This is a genomic window from Citrobacter sp. TBCS-14 (assembly GCF_005280805.1).
In the GTDB taxonomy this organism is placed as follows: domain Bacteria; phylum Pseudomonadota; class Gammaproteobacteria; order Enterobacterales; family Enterobacteriaceae; genus Citrobacter; species Citrobacter gillenii.
Map to the genome: position 1 here is coordinate 440106 of NZ_SZWM01000476.1, position 20710 is coordinate 460815.

15 protein-coding genes, 5 tRNA genes and 1 pseudogene are annotated in these 20710 nt (G+C 53.5%); 4 read left to right on the forward strand and 17 right to left on the reverse strand.

What is annotated here, in order from left to right; all coding sequences use genetic code 11:
• Positions 1 to 12: 12 nt before the first annotated feature.
• The 11 genes and pseudogenes from purA to nnr form a co-directional block, all read right to left on the reverse strand.
• Positions 13 to 1311: an adenylosuccinate synthase gene (gene purA, locus FDX22_RS19085; protein WP_096758583.1), complete on the reverse strand. Its 1299-nt coding sequence runs from the start codon at positions 1309 to 1311 to the stop codon at positions 13 to 15.
• Positions 1312 to 1413: 102 nt separating this feature from the next.
• Positions 1414 to 1611 (reverse strand): DUF2065 family protein, encoded by a 198-nt coding sequence (locus tag FDX22_RS19090; protein WP_096758584.1) that lies wholly within the window; start codon positions 1609 to 1611, stop codon positions 1414 to 1416.
• Between the two features lie 82 nt (positions 1612 to 1693).
• Positions 1694 to 2698: a protease modulator HflC gene (gene hflC, locus FDX22_RS19095; RefSeq protein ID WP_115259618.1), complete on the reverse strand. Its 1005-nt coding sequence runs from the start codon at positions 2696 to 2698 to the stop codon at positions 1694 to 1696.
• A gap of 2 nt (positions 2699 to 2700) precedes the next feature.
• Positions 2701 to 3957, reverse strand: coding sequence for an FtsH protease activity modulator HflK (hflK, locus tag FDX22_RS19100; RefSeq protein WP_115259619.1), 1257 nt, complete (start codon positions 3955 to 3957; stop codon positions 2701 to 2703).
• A 189-nt stretch (positions 3958 to 4146) separates the two neighbouring features.
• The gene (gene hflX, locus FDX22_RS19105; RefSeq protein WP_096758587.1) at positions 4147 to 5427 is read right to left on the reverse strand and encodes a ribosome rescue GTPase HflX; all 1281 of its coding nucleotides are present in this window, start codon (positions 5425 to 5427) and stop codon (positions 4147 to 4149) included.
• A gap of 74 nt (positions 5428 to 5501) precedes the next feature.
• Entirely contained in the window at positions 5502 to 5813 is a 312-nt protein-coding gene (gene hfq, locus FDX22_RS19110) for an RNA chaperone Hfq (protein ID WP_096758588.1), read from the reverse strand.
• 84 nt (positions 5814 to 5897) lie between these two features.
• Positions 5898 to 6848: a tRNA (adenosine(37)-N6)-dimethylallyltransferase MiaA gene (miaA, locus tag FDX22_RS19115; RefSeq protein WP_096758589.1), complete on the reverse strand. Its 951-nt coding sequence runs from the start codon at positions 6846 to 6848 to the stop codon at positions 5898 to 5900.
• A complete protein-coding gene (gene mutL, locus FDX22_RS19120; protein WP_146717627.1) occupies positions 6841 to 8709 on the reverse strand; it encodes a DNA mismatch repair endonuclease MutL in 1869 nt (622 codons plus the stop codon). Before mutL ends, miaA begins: the two co-directional genes overlap by 8 nt.
• 9 nt (positions 8710 to 8718) lie before the next feature.
• Positions 8719 to 10049: pseudogene (gene amiB, locus FDX22_RS19125) on the reverse strand (N-acetylmuramoyl-L-alanine amidase AmiB).
• A 17-nt stretch (positions 10050 to 10066) separates the two neighbouring features.
• On the reverse strand, positions 10067 to 10528 hold the full coding sequence (gene tsaE / locus FDX22_RS19130) for a tRNA (adenosine(37)-N6)-threonylcarbamoyltransferase complex ATPase subunit type 1 TsaE (protein ID WP_096758592.1): 462 nt from the start codon (positions 10526 to 10528) through the stop codon (positions 10067 to 10069).
• Positions 10518 to 12047, reverse strand: coding sequence for a bifunctional ADP-dependent NAD(P)H-hydrate dehydratase/NAD(P)H-hydrate epimerase (gene nnr / locus FDX22_RS19135; protein WP_146717628.1), 1530 nt, complete (start codon positions 12045 to 12047; stop codon positions 10518 to 10520). The genes tsaE and nnr overlap by 11 nt, the downstream gene beginning before the upstream one ends.
• On the opposite strand from nnr, the gene queG reads away from it, so the two are divergent.
• Positions 12046 to 13185, forward strand: coding sequence for a tRNA epoxyqueuosine(34) reductase QueG (gene queG / locus FDX22_RS19140; RefSeq protein WP_115259624.1), 1140 nt, complete (start codon positions 12046 to 12048; stop codon positions 13183 to 13185). The genes nnr and queG overlap by 2 nt on opposite strands.
• A 269-nt stretch (positions 13186 to 13454) precedes the next feature.
• On the opposite strand, the gene FDX22_RS19145 is transcribed toward queG, so the two are convergent.
• The 6 genes from FDX22_RS19145 to orn form a co-directional block, all read right to left on the reverse strand.
• Positions 13455 to 13530: transfer RNA gene (locus tag FDX22_RS19145), tRNA-Gly, on the reverse strand.
• Between the two features lie 36 nt (positions 13531 to 13566).
• Positions 13567 to 13642, reverse strand: a tRNA-Gly gene (locus FDX22_RS19150).
• Between the two features lie 157 nt (positions 13643 to 13799).
• Positions 13800 to 13875: transfer RNA gene (locus FDX22_RS19155), tRNA-Gly, on the reverse strand.
• A gap of 157 nt (positions 13876 to 14032) precedes the next feature.
• Positions 14033 to 14108, reverse strand: a tRNA-Gly gene (locus FDX22_RS19160).
• A gap of 157 nt (positions 14109 to 14265) precedes the next feature.
• Positions 14266 to 14341, reverse strand: a tRNA-Gly gene (locus FDX22_RS19165).
• 196 nt (positions 14342 to 14537) lie between these two features.
• Positions 14538 to 15083: an oligoribonuclease gene (gene orn, locus FDX22_RS19170; RefSeq protein WP_146717629.1), complete on the reverse strand. Its 546-nt coding sequence runs from the start codon at positions 15081 to 15083 to the stop codon at positions 14538 to 14540.
• Between the two features lie 106 nt (positions 15084 to 15189).
• Between orn and rsgA the strand changes: the two genes are divergently transcribed.
• The 3 genes from rsgA (at position 15190) to mscM (ending at position 20635) form a co-directional block, all read left to right on the forward strand.
• Entirely contained in the window at positions 15190 to 16242 is a 1053-nt protein-coding gene (rsgA, locus tag FDX22_RS19175; RefSeq protein ID WP_170972982.1) for a small ribosomal subunit biogenesis GTPase RsgA, read from the forward strand.
• 92 nt (positions 16243 to 16334) lie between these two features.
• Entirely contained in the window at positions 16335 to 17303 is a 969-nt protein-coding gene (gene asd / locus FDX22_RS19180) for an archaetidylserine decarboxylase (RefSeq protein ID WP_096758597.1), read from the forward strand.
• A 17-nt stretch (positions 17304 to 17320) separates the two neighbouring features.
• Positions 17321 to 20635, forward strand: a complete 3315-nt coding sequence (mscM, locus tag FDX22_RS19185; RefSeq protein ID WP_096758598.1) for a miniconductance mechanosensitive channel MscM — start codon at positions 17321 to 17323, stop codon at positions 20633 to 20635.
• Positions 20636 to 20710 lie beyond the last annotated feature (75 nt).

Consider the following 20710-nt stretch of genomic DNA (forward strand, 5'->3'; position numbering starts at 1 on the left):
CTACAACCTACATTATGCGTCGAACGGGTCGCGCAGAATCATGGTTTCAGTACGGTCTGGGCCAGTTGAAATGATATCAATCGGCACACCGGTCAGCTCTTCAATACGCTTGACGTAGTTCAGCGCTGCCTGCGGCAGACCGCTACGCTCTTTCACACCGAAGGTGGACTCAGACCAGCCAGGCATGGTTTCGTAGATCGGCTCGATGCCTTTCCAGTCGTCAGCTGCCAGCGGGGTAGTCGTGACTTCACGGCCATCCGGCATACGGTAAGCGACACAGATTTTCACTTCTTTCAAACCGTCCAGGACGTCCAGTTTGGTCAGGCAGAAGCCAGACAGGGAGTTAATCTGTACTGCACGACGCACAGCAACGGAGTCCAGCCAGCCGGTACGACGACGACGACCGGTGGTTGCGCCATATTCGTTACCCTGCTTGCACAGGAACTCGCCGACATCATCAAACAGTTCGGTCGGGAACGGACCCGCACCTACACGAGTAGAGTAGGCTTTGATGATACCCAGAACGTAGTCCACATAACGCGGGCCCAGGCCGGAGCCGGTCGCCACGCCACCTGCGGTGGTGTTGGAGGATGTTACGTACGGATAGGTACCGTGGTCGATATCCAGCAGCGTACCTTGCGCACCTTCAAACATGACGAAATCGCCACGCTTACGCGCCTGGTCCAGCAGATCGGAGACATCAACAACCATAGAGGTCAGGATGTCGGCAATCGCCATCACATCATCCAGCACTTTCTGGTAGTCAACGGCTTCAACTTTATAGAAATTCACCAGCTGGAAGTTGTGATATTCCATCACTTCTTTCAGTTTTTCAGCGAAGGTTGCTTTATCAAACAGATCGCCAACGCGCAGACCGCGACGTGCTACCTTGTCTTCATAAGCTGGCCCGATGCCACGACCGGTGGTGCCGATCGCTTTCGCGCCACGTGCTTTCTCACGCGCATTATCTAACGCAACATGATAATCAAGGATCAGCGGACACGCTTCAGACAGCAGCAGGCGCTCACGGACAGGAATCCCGCGGTCTTCCAGTCCTTTCATCTCTTTCATCAGCGCGGACGGAGACAGCACAACACCGTTACCGATGATGCTGATGACGTTTTCGCGAAGAATACCTGATGGAATAAGATGGAGGACGGTTTTTTCACCGTTGATTACGAGAGTATGGCCTGCGTTGTGACCACCCTGGTAGCGCACAACATATTTAGCCCGTTCAGTCAGGAGATCGACGATCTTCCCTTTACCTTCGTCACCCCATTGGGTGCCCAGTACGACGACGTTGTTACCCATTTTTCAAAATCACCGTTTGCTTAAAAATGGATTCTACCACCGCTTTTTCAGATATACAGCACTTTTTGCATGCGGAAATCCGTAAATTAGTCTACTTATTGGTCAGCCAATCGTTTTCTTCAACATGTAGTAGACCACCACGCCTGCAACCACAAGACCTCCACCAAAACGCCGCAAAATATTTTCAGGAAGTTGCGCCATTGCCCCGATCATTTTCTTCCAGGCACTGGGATAAAGCATCGGACCCAGTCCTTCCAGCACCAAAACCAGCGCGAGTGCCAACAAAATTGTTGAGTTCATCCGTTGTCCTTATCTAAAAAGAAAACCACCGCATCCTTGGGGATGCTGGTGGTTTTGCTGGTTTAAAACCGCGGGTGCGAGTTTAGCGTGTTGCGTTGCTCGGCGTCTTCATGTAGCGGAAGAAATCGCTGTCCGGGCTCATGATCATCACGTCCTGATTGCCTTCGAAGCTCTTCTCATAAGCACGCAGGCTACGGATGAAGGCGTAGAAGTCAGGATCCTGACTGAATGCATCAGCAAACAGTTTAGCGGCTTCTGCATCGCCTTCACCGCGCATAATACGGCCCTGACGCTCAGATTCTGCCAACGTTTTGGTGACTTCATAGTCCGCTGTTGCACGCAGTTTTTCCGCTTCTTCCTGACCCTGTGAACGATGGCGACGTGCTACGGCTTCACGCTCAGCACGCATACGGTTGTAGATCGCCTCAGACACTTCAGCAGGCAGGTTGATTTGCTTAATACGCACGTCAACCACTTCGATCCCCAACGCCGCCATACTGTTCGGGTTGATGACCGGTACTTTACCGTTGGTTTCAGCCTGAACACGCTCAGCCGCTTCGGCAATCGCGCTATCCGCTGCCGGCGTTGCGACTTCGTCTTCCGTACCTGCAGAACCCGAGTTCAGCGCGTCACGGACTTCCAGCGTTAAGCGACCACGAGAGTCGGTAACGATGTCTTTTACGTCCAGACGACCAATTTCAGAACGCAGACGGTCAGAGAACTTACGTTTCAGCAGAACTTCTGCCTGAGAAACATCGCCACCGCCCGTTGCCAGGTAGTAACGGCTGAAGTCACTGATACGCCACTTGATGTAGGAATCAACGATCAGGTCTTTCTTCTCTTTGGTGACAAAGCGATCGGCCTGGTTGTCCATGGTCTGAATACGCGCATCAAGCATCTTCACGGATTCAATAAATGGAATCTTGAAGTGCAGACCCGGTGCAACAACCAATGGTTTGTTGTCATCGTCACGTAAAACTTTGCCAAAGCGCAGAGTAATACCACGCTCGCCTTCTTTGACCACAAAGAGAGACATGAACAGCACTACCAGAACGATGATGATAATCGCAATAACTGACTTACGCATCGTTATTCCCCCTGACGCTGGTAGTCGTTACGCTGCGCGTTAACGCGGCGTTGGTCCATAATATCGCCCTGACTGGTGGACGAAGTGTTGCTTGCTCCCGTGCTGGAAGAGGATGCTGGCGGCAGAGTCAGCAGGTTTGAGCTGCTCTGACTCTTGGCTGCCGGAGCGTTGCCGCCTTTTAGCATTTGATCCAACGGCAGAACCATCAGATTGCCACCCTTGTCGTTAACCAACACCTTACGGGTATGGCTCAGCACTTTTTCCATGGTCTCGATATACAGACGCTCGCGAGTAATTTGCGGTGCGGCTTTATATTCCGGCAGGATTTTGGCAAAACGCGCCACTTCACCCTGAGCTTCTAGGATGGTTCGTGTTTTGTATGCACGCGCTTCTTCAAGAATACGCTGCGCCTGACCATTAGCACGCGGCTGTACTTCGTTGGTGTACGCTTCTGCTTCACGAATGTACTGCTGCTCGTTTTCACGCGCCGCAATGGCATCGTCAAATGCCGCTTTCACCTCTTCCGGCGGACGAGCAGCCTGGAAGTTGACGTCCAGCAGGGTAATACCCATGTTGTATGGACGAATGGTCTCTTCCAGTTCACGCTGGGTATCGCTACGAATAACGGTACGCCCTTCGGTCAGGATACGGTCCATGGTGTATTTACCGATAACCCCACGCAGTGCACTGTCGGTTGCCTGACGCAGGCTGTCATCAGCACTGGTCACGCTAAACAGATATTTCTGCGGGTCGGTCACGCGGTACTGCACGTTCATCTCAACGCGCACGACGTTTTCGTCAGAAGTCAGCATCACACCGGAGGCTGCCAGTTCACGCACGGCTTCAACGTTTACCGGCGTAACGGTATCCACAAATGTCGGTTTCCAGTTCAGACCCGGCTCAACCAAATGGCTGAATTTACCGAAGCGTGTCACTACGCCGCGTTCCGCTTCTTTAATGGTGTAGAAACCGCTGGCTGCCCAGATAATGACAATAGCGGCAGCAGCAATAGTAAAGACTCGACCGCCCAGTTGCGGACGCGGGCCTTGCGATGAACTACCGCCACCACCAGAGCCTGTACCTTTACCGCCACCCAGACCACCGAGTTTTTTACTCAGCTTGCGGAAGATATCATCAAGATCGGGAGGCCCCTGCTCGCGACCACCTTTGTTTCCATTTCCCTCAGGGTTGCCGCCAGGTTTGCTGCTTCCCCAGGGGTCGCGGTCTTGTCCGTTATTACCGGGCTGATTCCACGCCATGTTTGTGCTCCATATTTGTTATGCGATGCTATACCTGCGTCTTTTGCGTTGCAGATGCGTTGGCTACGCCCTTCACCCCCAGTCACATAGTTGACTATGCGTTTGGGGATGCCGGGACTTGCCGCCTTCCTACCGTACAAAATCCACGAGGTATAGAGGCGAAAAAATCTTCAGGCCATATCCGACAGGTCAGACAACATAGTCTTCCAGTGCCGGTTCTTGTTTACAGAGGCGACGCCAGTCAACGATCGGCATACGTACTTGCAGACCTACGCTGCCGTCCTCCTCCATCCACTCTCTTTCTATTGCCTGAAGTTGGTAAAACCGGCTTCTCAGACGCCCTTCCTGCGGCGGCAAACGCAGCGTATGCTGCGCAACCTCACCAGAAAGACGCTCTGTTAAAGCCTGAAAAAGCTGTGGTATGCCAATACCGGTTTGCGCTGAAACCCAAACGCGGATTGGTTTATTTTCTTCATCTCTGTCGATACGCGGTTCAAAATCGTCCAGCATATCGATTTTATTCATTACCAGCAGAGTCGGGATCTCATGCGCATCGATCTCTTCGAGTACCGTATCGACGGCCTCAATGTTTTCCTGCACACGAAAATCTGCCGCATCAATAACGTGCAGCAGCAATGTCGCCTGACGAGTTTCCTGTAAAGTGGCTTTAAATGCCGCTACCAGGTCATGCGGTAAATGACGGATAAACCCTACGGTATCCGCCAGCACGGTTTCGCCGACGTCCGCTACGTCGATACGACGTAGCGTCGGATCCAGGGTCGCAAACAGTTGATCTGCTGCATAAACCCGGGCTTCGGTTATCTGGTTGAACAGGGTGGATTTTCCGGCGTTGGTATATCCCACCAGTGATACGGTTGGGACATCCGCTTTCTTGCGCGACTGCCGCCCCTGCTCACGTTGCTTTTCAACTTTTTGCAGGCGCGACTGGATCTGCAAAATACGATTACGCAGCAAACGACGGTCGGTTTCGAGCTGGGTTTCACCCGGACCGCGCAAACCAATCCCGCCCTTTTGCCTTTCAAGGTGGGTCCAGCCACGGACCAGACGCGTAGCCATATGGCGCAACTGCGCCAGCTCAACCTGCAACTTACCTTCATGGGTACGCGCACGCTGGGCAAAAATATCTAAAATGAGACCGGTCCTGTCGATAACAAGACACTGGCATAACTGTTCCAGGTTACGTTCCTGGGCAGGGCTCAAAGCATGATCAAAAATCACCACCGCAGCGCCAGTCGCTTTTACGGCTTCCGCAATTTCGATTGCCTTACCTTCACCAACAAAAAACTTCGGGTGCGGTGCTTTACGGCTCCCGGTAATCACCTGCATTGCTTCGACACCGGCGGAAGAAACCAGAGATTCAAACTCCTGGAGGTCTTCCATATCTTTGTCTTGCGAAAAATAGATGTGTACCAGTACCGCCTGCTCACCGGCATCATAACGGTCAAACAAGCGTCAACCCCTTAATATATATCAACGGGGAACGCAGGATCTCTGGCTCCCCGTGTGTAAAACAGCCCAAAACCTTATTCGGTTTCTTCGCTGTCCTGTTGCGCAGAAGAACCCTGCGCGCTGCTACCATGATGGTAGTTACTGCTACCTGTGCCGCCGGTGGCATTATTGCTGTGATGAGATACCGGGCGAGACGGGACAACAGTAGAAATCGCGTGCTTGTAAACCATCTGGCTGACCGTGTTTTTCAACAGGATCACGAACTGATCAAAAGACTCGATTTGACCTTGCAGTTTAATACCATTCACCAAATAAATAGAAACTGGAACACGTTCCCGACGCAATGCGTTCAGGAACGGATCTTGTAAAGATTGCCCCTTAGCCATTCTCTCTTTTCCTTATATGCTTATTTGTACTTTGAACCTTTCGATTCTGAAAAATTGCGCACGATACGTTTCAATTGTACACATTCAATTCGCGATAGCACCAACAACCTGTAATACTTCGTTTCGCGCCTGGTCAGGCTTTTCACTGTCAAGCCAGTGCACCCCTTCCCAACCACGTAACCAGGTTACCTGCCGCTTCGCCAATTGCCTCGTGGCGCAAACACCTCTATAAACCATTTCATCGTATGAAATTTCGCCTTCAATGTACGACCACATCTGGCGATACCCAACACAACGAATGGAAGGCAAATCCGTATGCAAATCTCCTCGGGCAAAAAGCGCCCGGACTTCTGCTTCAAAACCTGAAGCTAACATCTGATGAAAACGCTGCTCAATTCGCTGATGGAGCAGTTCACGGCTCGCCGGGGCGATTGCAAACTGATGCACCTGATACGGCAAAGCATCTCCTGACGTTTGCGTCAGCTCCGTTAAAGTTTTACCCGAAATGAAAAAAACTTCCAGTGCCCGGGAAAGTCTTTGCGGATCATTTGGATGAATCCGCGCCGCAGCAACCGGATCGATCTCCTGAAGCTGTCGGTGTAACGCATCCCATCCACGCTCTGCCGCCTGCTGCTCAATGCTGGCTCTGACCTCCGGGTCCGCCGACGGTAACGGCGACAACCCTTCCAGCAAGGCTTTGAAATATAACATTGTGCCACCCACTAACAGCGGAATTCGTCCCGCTGCGGTGATATCGGCCATCTCCGCTAGCGCATCGCGACGAAAATCCGCCGCAGAATACGCCTGTGCTGGGTCGCGAATATCCAGCAATCGATGCGGCGCAGCCTTTAACTCTTCAGCATCCGGCTTAGCTGTACCGATATCCATCCCCTTGTAGATAAGGGCGGAATCAACGCTTATCAACTCTACTGGCAAAACTTTACGCAATTCAATTGCTAATGCTGTTTTACCGGAGGCCGTCGGCCCCATCAAAAATAGTGCCTTTGGCAGGCTCGCCTTACTGATATCACTCATGTTTCAGGGCGTTCATTACCGAATGTAAGTCAACAGGTTGTAACAGACCACCCGGCGGCGCCTTCACTAATTGTGGGCATAGCCGCTCAACATCCGTTAACAGCGTAATGGCCTGAGCCATGCTCCACTGCGGATGTTCACTCGTGACGTTTCGCGCAATCCACTGTGCAATATCGCCAGGTTCGGATACGGACTGCAGCGCCAGGTAGCCTATCAGTTCAGGAATCAAGATTTGTAAATTTTGTTGGCGTAAGGGTAAAGGCACCGCTCGGATGGTCACATGCTGCGCATCCAGTTGAAATTCAATGCCCAACTCAGCCAACTGACTCTGTGCTTTTTCCAGTGCCGTCTTCTCATCATCGGTCACTTTCAAACGCAAAGGGATCAGTAACGGCTGGGCGCAAACGGGTCCTTGCGCTGGCGTTAACTGCGCCTGACGCAGCCAGCGCTCGGCCACCGGCAACGCCAGCAGGCGAATATGACCGTCACATTCCAGTAATGCACAGTCAGCCCCCACGATCGTCAATACACGACCAAAACTTTGGCTATTTCCGGTAAGCGGTGCCGCGGGTGTTTCAGGCATCGTGGTTTTATGCGTTGGCGCAGGTGTCTGCAGCAGTTGCTGATAAACTTCCCCCTGCTGCTTTTGATACCCAGGCTGAGCATGTGGCCAACTGGCACTCGCCTGACGGCCACCACCACCACCACCACCACCGCCTGCCGATACGGAATAACGCGGCGTAGCCGGTTCACGCGCGGGGGCAGGTTCGGCAAAGTGGTTTCGTCCAGCCGCAACCCGGTTCTCCGGGATATGCCTTGGCGCAGGCGTGTCGTCATCGGCCAACGGCAGCGACGTTTCAAGCTGCTGTTGCAATACGCTCAACACCCCCTGATAGATAAAGTCATGCACCAGCCGGGACTGATGGAAACGGACTTCATGCTTGGCTGGATGCACGTTAACGTCCACCTGATGCGGGTCGATTTCCAGGTACAGGACAAACGCTGGCTGTTGATCGGCCCCAAGTTTGTCTTCACAGGCCTGACGGATAGCATGGTTGATCAGCCGATCGCGCATCATACGGCCATTCACATAGCAGTACTGTATTTCGGCCAGCGCCGTCGTGGTGTGATTCGGGTCAGCGACCCAGCCACGCAGCGTTAAATCTCCATGCTGCCACTCAATCGCCAGCGCATGCTCCAGAAACGGCGTGCCGCAAATCGCGCCCAGACGACGCTCTTTCTGTCCATCGGCGGCGACTGCGCGGTACTGACGCACCATTTTACCGTTGTGCGACAAATTTATGGTCACATCAAAACGCGCCAGCGCAATGCGGCGGATTATCTCGTCGATATGGTTAAATTCGGTTTTCTCGGTGCGCATGAACTTACGCCGTGCTGGCGTGTTGTAGAACAGATCCAACACTTCCAGCGTGGTGCCCACCGGATGTGCGGCAGGTTTAATCGTCACATCCATATCGCGCCCTTCGGCATAGGCCTGCCAGGCTTCGGATTGTTCTTGCGTACGTGACGTCAGGGTTAAACGAGAGACCGAGCTGATGCTGGCCAGCGCTTCCCCGCGAAATCCGAGGCTAACAATAGCTTCGAGATCGTCAAGGGAGGCAATTTTACTGGTCGCATGACGCGCCAGCGCAAGCGCCAGCTCGTCTTTTTTAATGCCACAGCCGTTGTCACGAATACGGATCAGCTTGGCGCCACCACGTTCGATATCAATATCAATGCGCGTTGCACCCGCATCGATACTGTTTTCTAGCAGTTCTTTAACCACTGACGCAGGCCGTTCTACCACTTCACCTGCGGCAATTTGGTTCGCCAGCTGTGGCGGTAGAACCTGAATCGGCATGGCTAATCCTTAATTGGTTAACGTGTCGCCCGGCGAAATGGCACTGGCAGTTTGCGCCGGTGCGCCCTGTGGCCCGGTTTGCATCGGATGCGACTGGAAGTAATTACGCAATCCTTTGTAAATCGCCTCGGCCAGCTGCTGCTGATAATCATCGCTCGCCAACAATCGTTCTTCGCTGTTGTTACTGATAAAGCCGGTTTCAACCAGCACAGACGGGATATCCGGCGAACGCAATACGCCAAGACTGGCGTGCTCCGGACGACGCTTATGCATCGAACCAATGCGCTCCAGCTGGCCGATCATACTGGTTGCCACATCATACCCTACACGCTGTGAATGACCGAACTGCAGGTCCAGCACCGCCTGACTCAAATACGGGTCGGACTGACTGTTGGCCAGCACATCACCCGCGCCACCCAACAGCTCCGATTGCTTCTCGTGCTGTTCCAGCCAGCCATTTCAGTGTTGGCTCGACGGTTTGACAACACCCAAACGGAAGCACCCGTGGCATCCCGGTTGGGTGCCGCATCAGCATGAATGGAGACCAGGAAGTTGGCATTTTGTTTACGCGCCACGTCAGAACGGCCCATCACCGAGATGAAGTAATCGCCGTCACGAGTGAGTACGCCCTTAAACATCGGATCGTCATTGAGCAGACTGCGCAGCTTACGCGCGACGGCGATGGTGACGTTTTTCTCACGCGTGCCGCCAGGACCAATCGCGCCAGGATCTTGTCCACCGTGCCCGGCATCAATCGCAATGACCACTTTATCGCCATTATTGTTGCTCACCGCCCGAGCGGCAGGCCGCGTGGCCGTATTACTGTTGATGACGGCTGTCGTGCGATTATTTTCCGTTTTAAACGGGTTACGCGCAGGTTCTGACGGACGCGGAGCGACAACGGGTGCTTCAACGCGCTTCACCACCACAGGAGGTGGCGGTGGCGGCGGAGGTGCATCAGCATTGATGGTAAACACCACGGTATAGTTACCGCCGTTTTGCCGTTTTACAGCGGCGGCTTTTCCGTTCTCGGTTAAATCGACAACCAGTCGCAAAGACTGTGGATCGTTCGGTGTACCCGCACGGATGGCCTTAACCAGGTTATTACCGCTAAACAGCAGCGGCAGTCCCTGAATCACGCCGGTTTGTTTAATATCCAGCGCAACGGTGCGCTTCCCGTCCTGCGAAACAGCATATTCAGGCTCGCCAATAAAACTGAGCGTAATCCGCGCCTGCTGTTCGCCGTTAGAAACCTGAAGATCGGAAAGGCTGGCGGCCCCTGCCTGCGCGCACAGCAGGACCAGGGTTGCCATCAGCCAATTTCTGATGCGATAAATCATCCCGCCACCCTTTAAGGTTATTCGGCTAAACGCGCCAGCAATAAATTACCCGATGAGGAGACGGCACTTACGCGCGCCTCTCGACCTTGCGCCTGGTATTCGATGTGTATTTCGACGTCCGGGTCCGGGAGCACACCTTTACCTTGTTGTGGCCATTCCACCAGGCAAATTGCATCATTGGCAAAATAATCACGGATCCCCATAAATTCGAGCTCCTCGGGGTCCGCAAGTCGGTACAGATCGAAGTGATATACCATTAAATTTTCAAGCGAATAGGGTTCGACCAGCGTATAGGTGGGGCTTTTTACATTGCCTTTATGACCTAGCGCCTGCAGGAATCCCCGGCTGAAGGTGGTTTTACCCGCACCTAAATCGCCGTACAAATAAATAACCGTTGCGCCGTCACAGGCCTTCGCGACCCGCAGTCCCAGGTCTAACGTCGCCTGTTCATCCGGTAGCGGAATTACTCTATTCATCATGATAAACGTCAATCACATCAGGGTTAACAATACGCTGTAGCGTGGTAAAGAGATCTGTCGCCAGCATGCCGCGCGTACCAAATCGCGCCGCCAGCACATCCGCTGCCGCGCCGTGCGCCACACATCCCGCACACGCAGCATCATACGGGGTAAGCTTCTGTCCGAGCAATGCGCCAATGATTCCGGAAAGGACATCACCCATACCGCCGCTGGCCATTCCTGCGTTACCGGCATCGATAACGGCTAATGCATTGTGCTCCGAGGCCACTACCGTACCCGCGCCTTTCAGTACCACCACACCCCCGTACCGTTTTACCAGACGTTGTGCAGAAAGTAAGCGATCGTCTTCAATTTCTGTAATGGAACAGCCCAACAGTCGCGCAGCCTCGCCCGGATGCGGCGTGATCACGCGATTGTGACGTTTATCGGGATTGATTGCCAGCAGGTTAAGCGCATCGGCATCCCACAGCATCGGTTTGCGAAAGTTCTCAACTTTTTGCAGTGCTTTTTTTCCCCACTCTTGCTGCCCAAGCCCGGGACCGATGACCACGACATCCGCCCACACCAGACTTTCCTCCACCGCGCGAGGCGTCAACTCATCGACCATCAGTTCCGGACGGGCGGTCAGGATCGGTGCAATATTTTCACTGCGCGTGAGCACCTTAACCAATCCGGCACCAGCGCGAAGCGCCGCTTCACCGGCCATGCGTATGGCGCCTGCTGTGCCATAGTCACCCCCGATGATCGCCAGTCGACCATGGTCACCTTTGTGCGATGTTGCGCGGCGTGGTGTCAGCCAGCATCTAAGCTGTGAGGCATCAACGCGCTGAATGTGCGCGTCCTGCCCCGCCAGCCAGGCATCCAGCCCGAGCGCGTTAAAATGGATACGCCCTGTGACATCACGCGCTTTGCCCGTGATCAGACCGGGCTTCAATGCAATAAAGGTAACGGTATGGGTAGCATGAATCACCGCTCCGGGCGTTCCCCCCGTCTGCGCCAGCAGACCGGAAGGAATATCAATAGCCACTGTGGGAGCAGAATGCGCATTCGCCTGTTTGATTAATGTCGCCAGTGGGTCGCGAGGTGCATGTTTTAAGCCGGTGCCGAGCAGCGCATCGATAATCACATCCACCTCTTGCGGCCAGATAATATCCGGGGCGTGGATAACGCCACCTGCGTTCAGCCAAGCATGACGAGCATGTTCTGCCTCCTGTGGGAGCGGTTTGTCGCTTTCTTGCGCTAATAGCGTGACGTGAATCCCCGCGGCTTTGGCAAGTCTCGCCACGACATAGCCGTCGCCGCCGTTATTACCGTGGCCACAGAGCACCAGCCAGTGCCGAGCGGCAGGATATGCATTGCGAGCAACCTGGAACGCCGCCTCTCCCGCACGTTGCATCAGCTCATACAGCGTCAGCCCAAGGCTGTCTGCCGCCTCATGCTCCATCCGTTTGATGTCATCGGCGTGCCAGATGGAGTGTGGTATACTTGCGGGGTTTTTCTTCATTGTATGGTCCGTCATGTCAGAGCCCCTCGATCTCAATCAGTTAGCACAAAAAATTAAGCAGTGGGGGCTGGAACTTGGCTTTCAGCAGGTCGGTATTGCCGATACAGACCTTAGCGAAGCCGAACCCAAACTGCAGGCCTGGCTGGATAAACAATACCATGGCGAAATGGACTGGATGGCCCGTCACGGTATGATGCGCGCCCGCCCCCACGAGTTATTACCCGGAACTTTACGCGTCATCAGCGTACGGATGAATTATCTCCCCGCTAACGCCGCGTTTGCCAGCACGCTAAAAAATCCGTCGCTGGGCTACATCAGCCGTTATGCACTGGGCCGTGACTACCATAAGCTGCTGCGTAACCGTTTAAAAAAGCTGGGAGAGTTGATCCAGCAGCATTGCGTTTCGCTGAATTTTAGACCTTTTGTCGATTCTGCGCCCATTCTGGAGCGTCCGCTGGCGGAAAAAGCCGGACTTGGCTGGGTTGGTAAGCACTCACTAATTCTTAGCCGTGAAGCCGGGTCATTTTTCTTCCTTGGTGAACTGCTGATCGATTTACCGCTTCCTGTGGATCAGCCTGTAGAAGAAGCCTGCGGCAAATGCGTGGCCTGTATGACCATTTGCCCCACGGGCGCCATCGTTGAACCCTACACCGTTGATGCCCGCCGCTGTATTTCCTATCTCACGATCGAACTAGAAGGCGCTATCCCGGAAGAGTTTCGCCCACTGTTGGGCAACCGAATCTATGGCTGCGATGACTGCCAGCTCATTTGCCCCTGGAATCGCTATTCGCAGCTCACTGTAGAAGATGACTTTAGCCCAAGAAAACAACTGCATGCCCCGGAACTGATTGAGCTGTTTGGCTGGAGCGAAGCGTGGTTTTTAAAAGTGACGGAAGGTTCGGCTATTCGTCGCATCGGACACTTGCGTTGGTTGCGAAATATCGCCGTCGCGCTGGGAAATGCCCCGTGGGATGAAACCGTAATAAATGCGCTGGAAAATCGCAGAGGTGAGCACCCACTTCTCGACGAGCACATAGAATGGGCGATTGCGCAGCAGATTGAGAAAAGAAATGCCTGCGTGGTTGAAGTGCAGTTACCGAAGAAACAGCGGCTGGTCAGGGTGATTGAAAAAGGTCTGCCGCGTGATGCTTAAGTCATCCACAGCTTGTGCATAAAAATAAAAACACATTGATATTCAAGAAGGAAAAAATCGTCAAGTGATCACATTAACAATTTGAAATGATAATTAATTCATTAAATTCAAATGGTTATAAAGATACTATTCACCAAGCGAAGTTTTTTGCATTCCAGGAATATTACTCTGACCTGTGGATAAGTCTGTTTACAAGAGTATGTCAAAGACAAAAGAAAACAGCCCCAACGCGATTATTCGTTGTGGATATGTTTATTGAGATAAGAATTTGGAGCGGGAAACGAGACTCGAACTCGCGACCCCGACCTTGGCAAGGTCGTGCTCTACCAACTGAGCTATTCCCGCTTGGGTGGTGCGTATCTTGCGATACTTTTCAAATTTTGGAGCGGGAAACGAGACTCGAACTCGCGACCCCGACCTTGGCAAGGTCGTGCTCTACCAACTGAGCTATTCCCGCTTAATCTTCGTCTTTCGAAACGCTACTGCGTTGGCTGCCTTCATTCACCTTAGTCACTTACTCAAGTAAGTTCCCAAGGATTCATTCAGTTGCCGCCTTGTCGCAATTCGAAATCCTGCGATTGGTGGTCTGTGCTTAGAAAGCACTTTTCAAATTTTGGAGCGGGAAACGAGACTCGAACTCGCGACCCCGACCTTGGCAAGGTCGTGCTCTACCAACTGAGCTATTCCCGCTTAATCTTCGTCTTTCGAAACGCTACTGCGTTGGCTGCCTTCATTCACCTTAGTCACTTACTCAAGTAAGTTCCCAAGGATTCATTCAGTTGCCGCCTTGTCGCAATTCGAAATCCTGCGATTGGTGGTCTGTGCTTAGAAAGCACTTTTCAAATTTTGGAGCGGGAAACGAGACTCGAACTCGCGACCCCGACCTTGGCAAGGTCGTGCTCTACCAACTGAGCTATTCCCGCTTAATCTTCGTCTTTCGAAACGCTACTGCGTTGGCTGCCTTCATTCACCTTAGTCACTTACTCAAGTAAGTTCCCAAGGATTCATTCAGTTGCCGCCTTGTCGCAATTCGAAATCCTGCGATTGGTGGTCTGTGCTTAGAAAGCACTTTTCAAATTTTGGAGCGGGAAACGAGACTCGAACTCGCGACCCCGACCTTGGCAAGGTCGTGCTCTACCAACTGAGCTATTCCCGCAAATCTGTACTGCTTTTGTTGCTGTCGTAACGCGTAAATCTCTGTCGTTACGGGAGGCGCATTATACGAGAAATTCGTTTAGCTGCAACCCCCTTGAATACGATTTTTTTGAAAACTCGTTCAAGTGATTACTTTACAATCAAGCTGGACAATTTAGCGTCAAAAAGCCGGTGACGCAAGCCACCGGAGAACAAAATCAAAGCTTAATAAAATGCTCACGGTAGTAAGCCAGCTCAGCGACGGACTCACGAATGTCGTCCATCGCCTGGTGTGTCCCCTGCTTCGTGAAGCCATCGAGGATCTCCGGCTTCCAGCGACGGGCCAGCTCTTTCAACGTGCTAACGTCCAGATAGCGATAATGGAAATACGCTTCCAGTTCCGGCATGTATTTGAACAGGAAACGACGATCCTGGCCGATGCTGTTGCCACAAATCGGGGATTTCCCTGCCGGAACCCACTCTTTTAAAAATGCCAGCGTCGCCAGCTCCGCTTCACGATCGCCCATGGTGCTCGCCTTCACGCGCTCCACCAGACCACTTCCGGTATGCGTACGCACGTTCCAGTCATCCATTAGCGCCAGCTGCGCGTCGGACTGGTGGACGGCAATCGTCGGTCCTTCAGCCAGAATATTCAGATTGGCGTCAGTCACCAGCGTCGCGATCTCAATAATGCGATCGCGCTCGGGATCCAGACCTGTCATCTCCAGATCGATCCAAATCAGGTTGTTTTCATTGCCATTCATGCTATTTTCCACCCTTCAGACGTCACATTCAGTGTGACTATATTCATCTAAAATTGCGTGTATCATAAATGTTTTGCCCATCATGGGCGACCAGGAGTCAGTACGATTGAGTAAAAATAAACTCTCCAAAGGCCAACAGCGCCGCGTGAACGCCAATCACCAGCGTCGTCTTAAAACGTCCACGGAGAAGCCCGACTACGACGACAACCTGTTTGGCGAGACCGCTGAAGGTATTGTTATCAGCCGCTTTGGCATGCATGCCGACGTGGAGTCTGCCGACGGCGATGTCCACCGTTGCAACATCCGTCGCACAATTCGTTCGCTGGTAACCGGCGATCGTGTAGTCTGGCGTCCAGGTAAGGCCGCAGCCGAAGGCGTGAACGTTAAAGGGATCGTTGAAGCGGTACATGAACGTACCTCGGTGCTAACGCGTCCGGACTTTTATGACGGTGTAAAACCCATTGCGGCCAACATCGACCAAATCGTCATTGTCTCAGCCATCTTACCCGAGCTGTCACTCAATATTATCGACCGATATCTGGTTGCCTGCGAAACGTTGCAGGTTGAGCCCATTATCGTACTCAACAAAATCGATCTGCTCGACGATGAAGGCATGGTCTTCGTGAATGAGCAGATGGATATCTATCGCAATATTGGCTATCGCGTGTTGATGGTCTCCAGCCATAAAAAAGACGGCCTGCAGCCGCTTGAGGAAGCGCTGACCGATCGCATCAGCATTTTTGCTGGTCAATCAGGCGTGGGCAAATCCAGCCTGCTCAACAACCTGCTCGGCCTGCAGAAAGAGATCCTGACCAACGATGTCTCCGATAACTCCGGTCTTGGGCAACACACCACCACGGCCTCTCGCTTGTACCACTTCCCGCACGGCGGTGACGTCATTGACTCCCCCGGCGTACGTGAGTTTGGGTTGTGGCATCTTGAGCCGGAACAAATCACCCACGGGTTTGTCGAATTCCATGACTTCTTAGGTCATTGCAAATACCGCGACTGTAAGCATGATACGGATCCAGGCTGCGCTATCCGTGAAGCAGTAGAGAAAGGGGCTATCGCCGAAACTCGGTTTGAGAATTATCACCGCATCCTTGAAAGCATGGCGCAGGTAAAAACGCGTAAAAACTTTTCTGATACGGACAACTGACAACTAAGCTAAGCATCGCTAGAATCGTCCCCCTTTTTTCAGGATCCGGCCCGCATGCCGGATCGGGAACAAATTATGGCCTGGAGGCTACCTTGTTAAATTCATTTAAGCTTTCGCTACAATACATTCTGCCGAAACTATGGCTCACTCGCCTGGCGGGTTGGGGTGCAAGCAAACGAGCAGGATGGCTAACTAAACTGGTTATCGATCTGTTCGTGAAATATTACAAGGTCGATATGACAGAGGCGCAGAAGCCGGATACCGCCAGCTATCGCACCTTTAACGACTTCTTCGTGCGCCCACTGCGTGACGATGCCCGCCCAATTAATACCGACCCGAATGTTCTGGTTATGCCAGCTGACGGCGTGATTAACCAGTTGGGGAACATCGAAGAAGACAAACTGTTGCAGGCCAAAGGGCACAGCTACAGCCTTGAAGCACTGCTGGCAGGTAACTACCAGATGGCGGACAAGTTCCGTAACGGAACGTTTGTCACGACGTACCTCTCACCGCGTGATTACCACCGCGTACATATGCCGTGTAACGGTATTCTGCGGGAAATGCTGTACGTGCCCGGCGATCTTTTCTCGGTCAACATTCTGACCGCGCAAAACGTGCCCAACCTTTTTGCGCGTAACGAACGTGTTATTTGCCTGTTTGACACTGAATTTGGCCCGATGGTGCAAATTCTGGTCGGTGCAACCATCGTCGGTAGCATCGAAACTGTCTGGGCTGGCACCATCACGCCACCGCGTGAAGGCGTAATTAAGCGCTGGACATGGCCTGAAGGTGAAAGTGAAGGTTCAGTGGCGTTGCTGAAAGGCCAGGAAATGGGCCGCTTTAAGCTTGGTTCAACCGTCATCAACCTGTTTGCGCCAGGCAAAGTTAATCTGGTCGAGCAGTTGCAGGATCTTTCGGTCACCAAAATCGGTCAACCGATGGCAATCTCTACCGAAACGTTCGTGACGCCAGAGGCCGAACCCGCCCCGCTTGCGCAAGACGAGATCGAAGCAGAACACGCTGCCAGCCCGCTGGTTGACGACAAAAAAGACGAAAGTTAAACATAGGAATCGCTGCTGTGCGCCTGATTATCACTTTTCTGATGGCCTGGTGCCTCAGCCAGGGGGCGTACGCTGCGACGGCCCCCGATACCAAACAAATCACCCAGGAACTGGAGCAGGCCAAAGCGGCAAAACCCGCTCAGCCAGAAGCCGTCGAGGCGCTCCAGTCCGCGCTGAATGCCCTTGAAGAGCGTAAAGGCTCTCTCGAGCGCGCCGAACAGTATCAGCAGGTTATTGATAACTTCCCCAAGCTGTCCGCGACGCTACGCGCGCAGCTTAGCAACCTGCGCGATGAACCTCGCAGCATCCCCACGGACCTCTCGGCTGACGCCTTAAACCAGGAGATCCTGCAGGTCAGCAGCCAGTTGCTGGAAAAAAGCCGTCAGGCCCAGCAGGAGCAGGATCGCGCCCGCGAAATCGCCGATTCATTAAACCAGCTCCCTCAACAGCAAACCGATGCTCGCCGTCAATTAAATGAAATTGAACGACGCCTTGGCGCAGCCAGCGGCAATACGCCGCTCAATCAGTCGTTGCAAGCTGAATCCGCCAGACTCAAAGCGCTGGTCGATGAGCTGGAGCTGGCACAACTTTCCGCCAACAATCGTCAGGAACTGGCGCGTATGCGCTCAGAACTGGCCGAAAAACAGAGCCAGCAGCTCGACGCTTACCTGCAGGCATTACGAAATCAGCTCAATAGCCAGCGGCAGCGTGAAGCGGAGCGGGCGTTGGAAAGCACCGAACTGCTGGCAGAAAACAGTGCAGGACTGCCGGAAGGCATTGTCGATCAGTTCAAGGTCAACCGCGAACTGTCACAGGCGTTAAACCAACAGGCACAACGTATGGACCTGGTGGCGTCTCAGCAGCGTCAGGCCACCGGTCAAACGTTGCAGGTACGTCAGGCATTGAACACGCTGCGCGAGCAGTCACAGTGGCTGGGGGCGTCGAATATGCTGGGTGAAGCTCTTCGCGCGCAGGTTTCCCGTCTACCTGAAATGCCTAAGCCGCAACAGCTCGATACCGAAATGGCGCAGCTGCGCGTACATCGCATGCGCTATGAAGACCTCCTCAACAAACAGCCGCAGCTACGCCAGATCCATCAAGCGGATGGACAGCCGCTTACCGCAGAGCAGACCCGTATTCTCAATGCCCAACTGCGTACCCAGCGTGAGCTGTTGAATTCCCTGCTACAGGGCGGCGATACGCTGATACTCGAGTTAACCAAGCTGAAAGTCTCCAATAGTCAGTTGGAAGATGCGCTGAAAGAGGTTAACGAAGCCACGCACCGCTATCTGTTCTGGACCTCTGACGTCAGCCCGATTTCACTCTCCTGGCCGGTCGATTTGGTTCAGGATCTGCGTCGTCTAATCTCATTAGATACGTTTAATCAGCTTGGTAAAGCCAGCGTCATGATGCTCACCAGTAAGGCCACGCTGCTGCCGTTGTTCGCCGCGCTGGTGCTGGTAGGGTTTAGCCTCTATTCGCGTAAGCACTTCACCCGCTTTCTTGAGCGATCGTCTGCGCGGGTCGGTAAAGTCACCCAGGATCACTTCTGGCTGACGATACGAACGGTATTCTGGTCAATTCTCGTTGCCTCGCCGCTGCCGGTGCTGTGGGCGACGCTGGGTTACGGCCTGCAAGAAGCCTGGCCCTATCCGCTGGCCGTCGCCATCGGCGATGGTGTGACCGCCACGGTGCCTATGCTGTGGGCGGTGATGATTTGCGCTACCTTTGCGCGGCCGAATGGTCTGTTCATCGCGCACTTTGGCTGGCCGCGCAACCGCGTCGCTAAAGCTATGCACTATTACCTGATGAGCATCGGACTGATTGTTCCGCTGATCATGGCGGTGATCATGTTTGATAATCTCAATGACCGGGAATTCTCCGCTTCATTAGGACGCCTGTGCTTTATGTTGATTTGTGGCGCACTGGCCATCGTCACTCTGAGCCTCAAACGCGCCGGGATCCCGCTGTACCTCGACAAAGAGGGCAACGGCGACAACATGGTCAACAGCATGCTGTGGAATATGCTAATGGGTGCCCCGTTAGTTGCCATTCTTGCGGCCGCGGTAGGTTACCTGGCCACAGCACAGGCGCTGCTGGCCCGCCTGGAGACGTCTGTTGCTATATGGTTCTTGTTGCTGGTGGTTTATCACGTCATCCGCCGCTGGATGCTTATCCAGCGCCGTCGTCTGGCTTTTGACCGCGCCAAACACCGACGCGCAGAAATGCTGGCGCAGCGTGCACGTGGTGAAGAAGAACCCGCGCACTCCACCAGCCTGGAAGGAGCGATAGATATCGATGAAAGCGAAGTCGATCTGGACGCGATAAGCGCACAGTCGCTGCGCCTGGTGCGGTCTATCCTGATGCTCATCGCCCTGCTTTCAGTCATCGTGCTGTGGTCAGAAATTCATTCCGCGTTCGGCTTCCTGGAAAATATCTCTCTATGGGATGTGACGTCCACGGTGCAGGGCGTAGAAAGCTTAGAGCCGATTACGCTGGGCGCAGTGCTTATTGCCATTCTGGTGTTTATCATCACCACCCAGCTGGTGCGTAACCTGCCTGCACTGCTGGAACTGGCGCTGTTGCAGCACCTGGATTTAACACCAGGTACCGGTTACGCCATCACCACTATAACCAAGTATCTACTGATGCTAATTGGTGGCCTGGTGGGCTTCTCAATGATTGGTATTGAGTGGTCGAAACTGCAGTGGCTGGTTGCTGCTCTCGGTGTTGGTTTGGGCTTTGGTTTGCAAGAGATCTTCGCCAACTTTATATCCGGCCTGATCATCCTGTTTGAAAAACCAATTCGTATTGGCGACACGGTGACCATTCGCGACCTCACCGGCAGCGTGACCAAGATTAACACCCGCGCGACCACCATCAGCGACTGGGATCGTAAAGAGATCATCGTGCCCAACAAGGCGTTTATCACCGAGCAGTTTATCAACTGGTCGTTATCCGACTCAGTGACTCGTGTGGTATTGACCATTCCTGCACCGTCAGAAGCCAACAGCGAGGAGGTCACGCAAATCCTGCTCACTGCCGCCCAGCGCTGCTCACTGGTTATCGACACACCGGCGCCGGAAGTCTTCCTGGTTGACCTTCAGCAGGGGATTCAGATCTTTGAGCTGCGTATCTATGCCGCAGAGATGGGACACCGTATGCCATTGCGCCACGAGATCCACCAGCTGATTCTGGCGGGCTTCCGTGAGCACGGTATTGATATGCCATTCCCACCGTTCCAGATGCGTCTTGAGAGCCTCAGCGGAAAGCAAACGGGGAGAACGTTAAGTTCTGCGGGCAGAGGTAAGCGCCCGGCGGGAAGCTTGTAAACGTGAGTGGTGCCGGATGGCGGCTTCGCCTTATCCGGCCTACGAAGATGCTTCTTTAGTAGGCCGGATTAGGCA